This window comes from Pseudomonas sp. W22_MBD1_FP4, assembly GCF_052113765.1.
GTDB lineage: Bacteria > Pseudomonadota > Gammaproteobacteria > Pseudomonadales > Pseudomonadaceae > Aquipseudomonas > Aquipseudomonas sivasensis.
The window spans coordinates 1-8,374 of sequence record NZ_JBGQOI010000050.1 but is presented as its reverse complement, the minus strand read 5'-3'; the positions used below and the strand labels follow the sequence as shown (position 1 = coordinate 8,374).

Here is an 8,374-nt window from a genome sequence, read left to right as displayed (position 1 = left end):
CGGTTTTCCATCAGACGGTCCGAGCCACCTTCAGCTACGCGGTTTTCCATCAGACGATCCGAGCCACCTTCAGCTACGCGGTTTTCCAGAAGACGATCCGAACCACCTTCGGCAACACGGTTTTCGATCAGGCGATCCGAGCCGCCTTCAGCAACAACAGGGTGGGCAAATGCGTTTGCAGCGAGTACCGAGAAAGCGAGGCTAAGCAAGATTTGGCGTTTCATGATGGTGTGCTCCGAGTGTTTTAGTTTGGGTGTTGCCTGGTATGGGTTTGATGTTACGCGTTGCATTTTTTAAGAGAACTTCATTGCGCTGATGGTGACTATCGATGCCAGCGATGGACCGTTTGCAACGGCCATCGCCCGGCTGATCAAGGCATTTGCGGCAGTTCCTGAGGTCGCAGGTCGAACACCAGCACCTCGGCGTCCTGACCTTGACTCACGTGGATGCGCTGCTCATCACGCACCCTGGCACCGTCACCTTCCTGCAAGCGCTGGCCGTTGATCTCCACGCTGCCCCGGGCCACATGGATGTACACGTGGCGATCCGGCGGCAGGTCAAGGGTTGTGGCTTCGTCACCGTTGAACAGCCCGGCGTACACCCTGGCGTCCTGGCGTACGCTCAGGGAACCGTCGGCGCCGTCCGGCGAGATGATCAACTGCAGGCGCCCACGCTTTTGTGCCTCGCTGAAGTGCTCCTGTTGATAGCGCGGTTCGGCACCGGCCACGGCGGGCACGATCCAGATTTGCAGGAAATGCACCCCACGGTTTTGGCTGTGGTTGAACTCGCTGTGGGCCACGCCGCTGCCGGCGCTCATCAATTGCACATCGCCAGGGCGGATCACCGAGCCAGTGCCCAGGGTGTCCTTGTGCTCCAGGGCGCCTTCGAGAACATAAGAGAAAATCTCCATGTCACGGTGCGGGTGCTGGCCGAAGCCTTTGCCGGCGGCGACGCGATCATCGTTGATCACCAGCAGGTCGGAAAAACCCTGCTCGTTGGGGGTTCCAGTAGTTGGCGAACGAGAAGGTGTGGAACGACTTCAACCAACCGTGATTGGCGGCGCCGCGTTCGGAAGCTTTGCGAAGGGTCAGCATGGTTGTGTCCTCAAGTGGGCGCTGGCTGCGAGATGCAGGGCGCTTGCGTTGAGAAGAAGGTTACTGGTTACTGAAATATTCATTAAGAAGCTGAAATCTGAATAACTGTCCCTCTCAGATTGACAGTGAAAGGCATGCCATAATGCCTCCCGCTTTCTTCCCCTCGATGGATGCCTTCTGTATGAAAACCGTGGCCATGGCGCTGTTCCCGGACTTCCTCTTGCTCGACATGGCCGGGCCGCTTGAAGTGTTTTCCATCGCCAACCGCTACCTGCCGGCGGCGGCGCATTATCAGATCCTTACTGTTGGCACCGAACCTGGCCCACTGCGCGCATCCAACGGCGTAATGGTGCAGACCGACCTGTTGCTGGAGCAGGCCGACGGTGCCTATGACCTCTTGCTGGTGCCCGGTGGCCCCGGTGCCTATAACGAATGCCATCCGGCGCTGCTGCCCTGGCTAAAAGCAGCGGCGCCACGGGCACGGCGCTTTGGCTCGATCTGCACGGGCGCCTTTGTGCTCGGGCACGCCGGGCTATTGGACGAGCACCGCGTGACCACTCACTGGCATTACACCGAGCGGCTGATCAAGGCGTTCCCCAACGCCATCGTCGAGACCGACCGTATCTATCTGCAGGACGGGCGGTTGATTACCTCGGGCGGGGTCACGGCCGGTATCGACCTGGCGTTGTCCATCGTTGCCCAGGACCATGGCAAGCAGGTGGCGGTGGATGTGGCGAAAGTGCTGTTGGTGGTGATGAAACGCCAGGGCGGCCAGGCCCAATTCAGCCCGATGACCGCGGCCGTGGCGCCCCAGGAAACCGCGATTACCCGCGTGCAGAACCATGTTCTCGCGCACCTGGAGCAGCCGTTCACCATCGAGTCCATGGCCGAGTTGGCCGGCATGAGTGCGCGCCACTTTGCCCGGTTGTTTGCCAAGGATGTGCAGATGACGCCCATGGCCTTCCTGCAAGGCGCGCGCATCGACCGTGCTCGGCAATTGCTGGAAACCACTGATCTGCCGCTCAAGACCGTGGCGTTCCATGCAGGCTTTGGCAGCGTGCGGCACATGCGCTTTTTATTCAGTGAAAAGCTCGGTCTTAACCCTACCCAATACCGACAGCAGTTCAGTTAACGACAGGATGTCCGTCTCGCACACCCGATTGTCCGTATCGCTCCCCGTGCCAGCATTGTCCTGTCATGGGTAGCTGGCAAGAATAGCGTCGAGCCCACGGAAAAGGATGCGCGAACGCCCAAGGCCGGGTGTTTCAGCGCGATTGCAGACATGAACGACCCTCAGGCGATTGACGCGGATAGCACGGTGCGCTTCGGTGCCTATGCCTTTCACCGGCAGCAGCGACTGGTCAGCAAGGCGGGTTGGCCGGTGCCGTTGGGCGGGCGGGCGCTGGATATCCTCGCGATGCTGCTGGAAGCGCCTGGGCAATTTGTCAGCAAGGCCACCCTCATCGAGCGGGTCTGGCCGAATAGCGTGGTGGAAGAGAACAACCTGCGGGTGCACATCGCCGCGCTGCGCCGTGCCCTCGACGGGCAACGGTTTATCCTCAATGACCCCCAGCGCGGCTACTGCTTCGCTGCGCCCGTGCAAGGCGTGGCCGCAGCGGTGCTGCCTCGGCACAACCTGGCCGCGCGGCTCAGCCCGGTGATTGGCCGTGATGAACTGCTGGGCGTGCTGATGCGGCGTTTGTCCGGGCAGCGGCTGATGACCCTCACCGGATGCGCCGGCGTGGGCAAGAGCACCTTGGCCCTGGCCCTGGCCGAGCGCGTGTTGCCGCGCTACCGCGACGGTGTGTGGTGGGTCGACCTGGCCACCGTCGAGGCGCCGCTGATGATGCTGCGCCACCTGGCCACGGTCCTGCATCTCGAACCCAGCGGCAGCGCCACTGAACTGTGCCGTCAATTGGCTTCCCGACAATTATTGCTGGTACTTGATGGCGCTGATCTGCTGCTTGGCGCCTGTCGACATCTGCTGCGTGTGCTTAGCGAAAACGCGCCCCGGATCAGTGTGCTCGTCAGTAGCCGTGAAGCCTTGCATGCCCCGGGCGAGTGGGTGTTGCGCGTGCCCCAGTTGGCGCTTCCAGCTCCGTCGGTGTTGGGCAGCGTTGAACAGGCGATGGTGAGTCCGGCGGTGCAGTTGTTTGTTGCGCGGGTGCGTGCCAGCCAGCAGGGGTTTGTGTTGCGGCCCCAGGACTTGGCACCGCTGCGTGATATCTGCCGGCGCCTCGACGGTATTCCTCTGGCTCTCGAACTGGCCGCCGCCCAAGTGGACGCCCTTGGCGTCCGTGGTGTGCAGGCGCAAGTGTGCAGGGGCTTGCAGATCCTCACGCGGGGGCGCCGCACAGCGGTTGAGCGCCACCAATCCCTCAGCGCCGCACTGGATTGGACCTACCAGCGCCTGAGCTTGCCGGAACGCTGGCTGTTCCTGCAGATGAGCCTGTTCAAAATGGCGGTGACCTTGCCCACCTTGAGTGAGCTGGTGGTCGGCACGGAGCTGGAGCATGCCGACCTGTCTTACTTGTTGAGTCGGCTGGTCGACACCTCACTGCTGAACCTTGAGCCCGGCCCAGGTTATCCGCGCTATCGCCTGCTCAACAGTGTGCGCAGCTACGCCTTGGCACTTCTGCGCGACCCGCAGCAGGTAGCACGCTTGCAACAGGGCTATGGGCATTACCTGGGGCCGTTTTCAGGCCAGCCGTTTGTCTTGCAACTCGTCGAGCAGGCGGCGCACGCGGATTAGATCCTGGGTGGCGAAGCCTTCGGTAAACCGCTCATAGACTGAACCCAGCAGGTCGCGCGCGGCCTGCACACGACCTTGCTTGTGCCACAGCCGCGCCAAGCTGTCTGCGCATCGTAACTCCCAGGCCAGCGCGCCTTGCTGGTGCGCCAGGCCCAGGGCTTCGAGCAACAGGCTTTCGGCTGATTGGGCATCGGGCATGGCCTCGGCGCGCACGCGCAGAATCTCCGGTGTGCACCAGCCGGCCGCACCGCTTCGGGCGCGTTCGAACAGGGCGTCATCCACTGCGATGGCGTTGAAGGTCACCAGGATGTCCTCGACCAGGCCCAACCCTTGTACTTCGGCAATCTGCGCCGTGCCTTCGTAGCATTGCGCCCAGGTGTGGAACAACTGCACTGAATGTTTTTGCGCCTGCTGCAACAGCAGGTCCAACTGATCGCGGGCCGCAAGCGTATCGCCGTTGTACTGAGCGATCACCACCCCAGCCAGGGCCAGGGTGTAGCAGATCGACGTGCCGTGGTTGATCTGCAACGCCAGCGCCAGTGCCTGGCTTGCAGTGCGCCACGCGCGTTCAGGGAAACCGCGCAGCCACAGGATGCGCGCGAGGATGGTCAGCGAAGCCACGCTTTGGTCGTACTGCACGCCAAAGCCATGGGTAAACCGGTTGAGATGGCCGCTCTGGGCCATGCGCTGGATCACCTGTTCGGCATTGTGCTGCGCCAGCACCTGATTGCCGGCGAAGTGCTGCGCCAGCACTCGCAGGCGTTGGGCGCTGAGGGCCAGTAACGACTCGGTGTGTGGCCCCAACTGGTCGAAATGCAGGCTTTGCTTCAACGCCTCACGGTAGTTGCCGCTGCACAGGCTGACCGCCATTTGCCCCGACACTGCACGCAGTTGGCCGGGCAGGTTTTTGTCAGCTTCGGCCAGGCGTCGTGCACAGGCAAAAGCGTTTATGGTCTGCGGCGTACTGCCCTGGGCGTGATAGGAAAAACTGCCGAAGGCCAACTGCAATGCCATGTGCAAGCGCTGGCTCGGCGTACTCGATTGCCCCAGTCGCGCCAGGGCCTTGCTCACGTAGAGGCCGTGTTCGCGCAGCAGCGACAGCTCCTGCCACAACGGCATGGCGCTGACGGTGAGGCGAATGCCCAGCACGTGCACACCCTGGTCGCCCAGGCCCCAGTCGAGGGCGGCACGGATGTCTTCGCGCAGCGGGGCATAGCGGTCGATCCACGGCTGGGTAGCGATCTGCTCCCAATCTTCCTGCGCCTGGTCCATCAGCGCCAGGCAGCGGTTGGCGTGACGTTCACGGGTGGCATCAAGCTCGTCGGCGACACTGAGTTTTTCCAGGGCGTAGGTGCGGGTGATGTCCAGCAGGCGATAGACCATCTCGTCATCGCCGGGCTCCACATTGAGCAAGGATTTGGCGACCAGTTGAGTGATCGAGCCCAGCACCTCGGTCGGTGCGATCTGTTCTCCGGCAATCACCGCCGCCGCGCTGGCCAGGCTGAAACCACCCCGGAACACGGCGAGACGGCGCAGGCAGATTTGCTCGCACGTCGTGAGCAGGTCGAAGCTCCAATCCAGGGTCGCGCGCAAGGTTTGATGCCGGGGCAGGGCACTGCGCCGGCCTCGGGTGAGCAGGCGGAAATTGTCTTCCATCTGCACCAGCAACCCCGGCAGGCCGAAGCGCTCGATCTGCGCCGCCACCAATTCGATTGCCAGGGGAATACCGTCCAGGCGCTGGCAGATATCAATCGCCAGGGGCAGTTCGGCTTCGCTCAGTTCGAAGCTGTCCTGATGGGACATGGCGCGTTCGATCAGCAGTTGCAGGGCAGGATAGCCCAGGGCCTGGGCGCGGTTGCCGGTGGCGGGTGGGCAGGCCAGGGGTTCCAGGCGTTGCACCGATTCGCCTTCGGCGCGCAATGCTTCGCGACTGGTGGCCAGGATGTGCAGTTTTGGGGCATGGCGCAGCAGGGTTTCGCTGATCAGCGCAATGTCGTCCAGCAAGTGCTCGCAGTTGTCGATCACCAGCAGCACCTGGCGCTCTTGCAGGCGGCGCGCGAAGGTGGCCAGCGGTTCGTGCTCGGTGTGGGTCAGGTCGAGCAGGGCGGCGAGGTTGGGCAGGATCATCGACGGCGCGCTGAGGGGTGCCAGGTCCAGCAGGCGGATACCGTCGCGGTAATGGCCGATCAGCAATTCCGCCACGCGCAACGCCACGGTGGTCTTGCCGATGCCGCCGGCGCCCGTCAGGGTGATAAAGCGTTGTTCGGGCAGGTGCTGCACCAGGCTGTCGATCAGCGCCTGGCGGCCGAGCATGCGGGTGCGGCGCAGCGGCAGGTTGTGGCAGGGGCGTTGGGGCGTGCCTTCTGTGGGTAGGCTCATCGGTTCGATGCTCAGTGGCGCAACAAAACTGTAGCCACGCTGGGCCACCGTAACGATATAGCGCTGCCCGGCCTGGCCATCGCCCAGCGCCTTGCGCAACGCCGCCATATGCACCCGCAGGTTGCCGTCCTCTACCACGCTTTTGGGCCAGACCCGAGCGATCAGCTCCTGCTTGCTCACCACATTACCGGCCTGCTCCAGCAGGATCAGCAGGATATCCACGGCCCGCCGCCCCAGGCGCAACGGACGACCAGCCTCCAGCACCAGGCGCTGGTGGGGATGGATACGGTACGGCCCGAAGTGCACGGCCTGATCGCGTTGGTCACTCATGGGTGGCCATGCTCTGGAGAAAGTAAGCGGCCAGCATATTCCAGGTGCTTGCAGACCACTAGGCAGCGATCTCTTGAGGCTTGTGACGCAGTTGGTGGTTTCGCCAGGTCATCGGATTGACACCCTCGCTGCGGGTGAACATATGGCAGAAATGTGCCTGGTCGCAGAACCCGCATTCCAGGCTGATCTGCGTCAGGCTCAAGGAAGACTGAGTGATCAATTCCTTGGCCCGCTGGATGCGTTGCAGGCGTATCCATTCCTGGGGCGACAGCCCGGTGGTGCACTTGAATGCACGGGAGAAATGGCTGCGCGACAGCGCGCAGGCCTGGGCCAGGTCGGCAATCGCCAGGCTTTCGCCGAGGTTGGCGAGGATCAATTGCTTGGCGATACGCTCGCGCCGGGGGCATAGGCCGCCGGTAGCGGATAAGCGAGGAGCGCAGTGCTCAGTTCGGGCCATGACGGATATCCGCAGTCGATGGGAGCGTTCCCGGTGAATGGATGCAGTGTAGATGGCGTCAATCTTGTTGCCGTACCGTCTGGCTGACGAGTTAATCGTTGTTAATTTCGTCAGGTGCAGTCACGGAAAAGACAGCACAGACATGCAATCAACCCCTTGTTTTGCGTGCTTAGCTGGCAGTCTGCTAACCGTTTGGATACCGCCATGAACCGCAATGACCTGCGTCGCGTCGACATGAACCTGCTGGTGATTTTCGAGGCGTTGATGTTCGAGAAGAACCTGACCCGGGTCGCCGAAAAACTCTTCATGGGCCAACCGGCGGTGAGTGCTGCCTTAGGCCGGCTGCGCGACCTGTTCGACGACCCGTTGCTGCTGCGCAACGGGCGGGGAATGGAGCCCACGCCGCGCGCCCTGGCGATACTCAAGGAGCTGCAACCGGCTATGGACACCATTTCCGGCGCGGTCAGCCGCGCCAAGGATTTCGACCCTTCCACCAGCTGTGCGGTGTTCCGTATCGGCCTGTCCGACGACGCCGAATTTGGCTTGTTTCCGCCGTTGCTCAGTCAGCTTCGCGAAGAAGCCCCTGGCATCATCGTGGTGGTACGCCGCGCCAATTACTTGCTGATGTCCGCGCTGCTGGCCAGTGGCGAGATTTCGGTGGGGGTGAGCTACACCACTGAACTGCCGGCGAATGCCAAGCGCAAGAAACTGCGGGATATCCCGTGCAAGGTATTGCGTGGGGATGACGGGGTGGCGCCGCTGACGCTGGATGATTATTGCGAACGGCCCCATGCGATGGTGTCGTTCTCCGGGGATTTGAGCGGCAACATCGATTTGGACTTGGCCCGTATCGGCCGCGCGCGGCGGGTGGTGCTGGCGGTGCCGCAATTCAGCGGGTTGCGGGCGTTGTTGGCGGGAACGCAGATCATTGCGACGGTGCCGGATTATGCGGCGTGTGCGTTGACCGAGGGCACCACGTTACGGGCAGAGGATCCGCCGTTTGCGATTGATGCGGCGGAGTTGTCGATGGTGTGGAGTGGGGTGCATGACAATGATCCGGCGGAGCGTTGGTTGAGGTTGAGGATTGCCGAGCATATGGCGGGGGGAGTTGGTTGATTGAGTGCATATCCGTTGCTGCGGTAACGGCCGCCTATGGTTCCGCTCTTACAGCGGGTCACTTTTGGAAAGGCCGGAATGCCGGCCATCGTGGTTGACGGGGCGATTTCAGATCAAAAGCAAGAGCGCGGCGGCCTTAGAGGCGACCGGGTTCTTAAGCCGAACGCATTCCAAATGTGGGAGGGGGCTTGCTCCCGATGAGGGTGTGTCAGTTGATGCGGCTGTGACTGACCCACTGCTATCGGG

5 protein-coding genes and 2 pseudogenes are annotated in these 8,374 nt (G+C 62.4%); 3 read left to right on the top strand and 4 right to left on the bottom strand.

Annotated elements, in window-relative coordinates; all coding sequences use genetic code 11:
• Together ACEN2T_RS29850 and ACEN2T_RS29845 are read right to left on the bottom strand one after the other, a co-directional pair.
• Positions 1 to 224 (bottom strand): annotated as a pseudogene (locus tag ACEN2T_RS29850) (phage infection protein); the annotation flags it as partial.
• 146 nt (positions 225 to 370) lie between these two features.
• Positions 371 to 1,094: pseudogene (locus tag ACEN2T_RS29845) on the bottom strand (pirin family protein).
• A gap of 181 nt (positions 1,095 to 1,275) precedes the next feature.
• Between ACEN2T_RS29845 and ACEN2T_RS29840 the strand changes: the two are divergent.
• Positions 1,276 to 2,226 (top strand): GlxA family transcriptional regulator, encoded by a 951-nt coding sequence (locus ACEN2T_RS29840; RefSeq protein ID WP_032886590.1) that lies wholly within the window; start codon positions 1,276 to 1,278, stop codon positions 2,224 to 2,226.
• A 150-nt stretch (positions 2,227 to 2,376) separates the two neighbouring features.
• Positions 2,377 to 3,846, top strand: a complete 1,470-nt coding sequence (locus tag ACEN2T_RS29835) for a winged helix-turn-helix domain-containing protein (RefSeq protein ID WP_442117990.1) — start codon at positions 2,377 to 2,379, stop codon at positions 3,844 to 3,846.
• On the opposite strand, the gene ACEN2T_RS29830 is transcribed toward ACEN2T_RS29835, so the two are convergent.
• Positions 3,793 to 6,555 carry an ATP-binding protein gene (locus ACEN2T_RS29830; RefSeq protein ID WP_442117989.1) on the bottom strand — a complete coding sequence of 921 codons (2,763 nt, stop codon included), beginning with the start codon at positions 6,553 to 6,555 and terminating at the stop codon, positions 3,793 to 3,795. The two genes, ACEN2T_RS29835 and ACEN2T_RS29830, sit on opposite strands and share 54 nt — an antisense overlap.
• Before the next feature lie 58 nt (positions 6,556 to 6,613).
• Entirely contained in the window at positions 6,614 to 7,012 is a 399-nt protein-coding gene (locus ACEN2T_RS29825; RefSeq protein WP_095184531.1) for a helix-turn-helix domain-containing protein, read from the bottom strand.
• Between the two features lie 204 nt (positions 7,013 to 7,216).
• Here ACEN2T_RS29825 and ACEN2T_RS29820 point away from each other — a divergent pair, with 204 nt between their 5' ends.
• Complete coding sequence (locus ACEN2T_RS29820; protein ID WP_032886585.1) at positions 7,217 to 8,128, top strand: LysR family transcriptional regulator; 912 nt, start codon at positions 7,217 to 7,219, stop codon at positions 8,126 to 8,128.
• Positions 8,129 to 8,374: the final 246 nt, after the last annotated feature.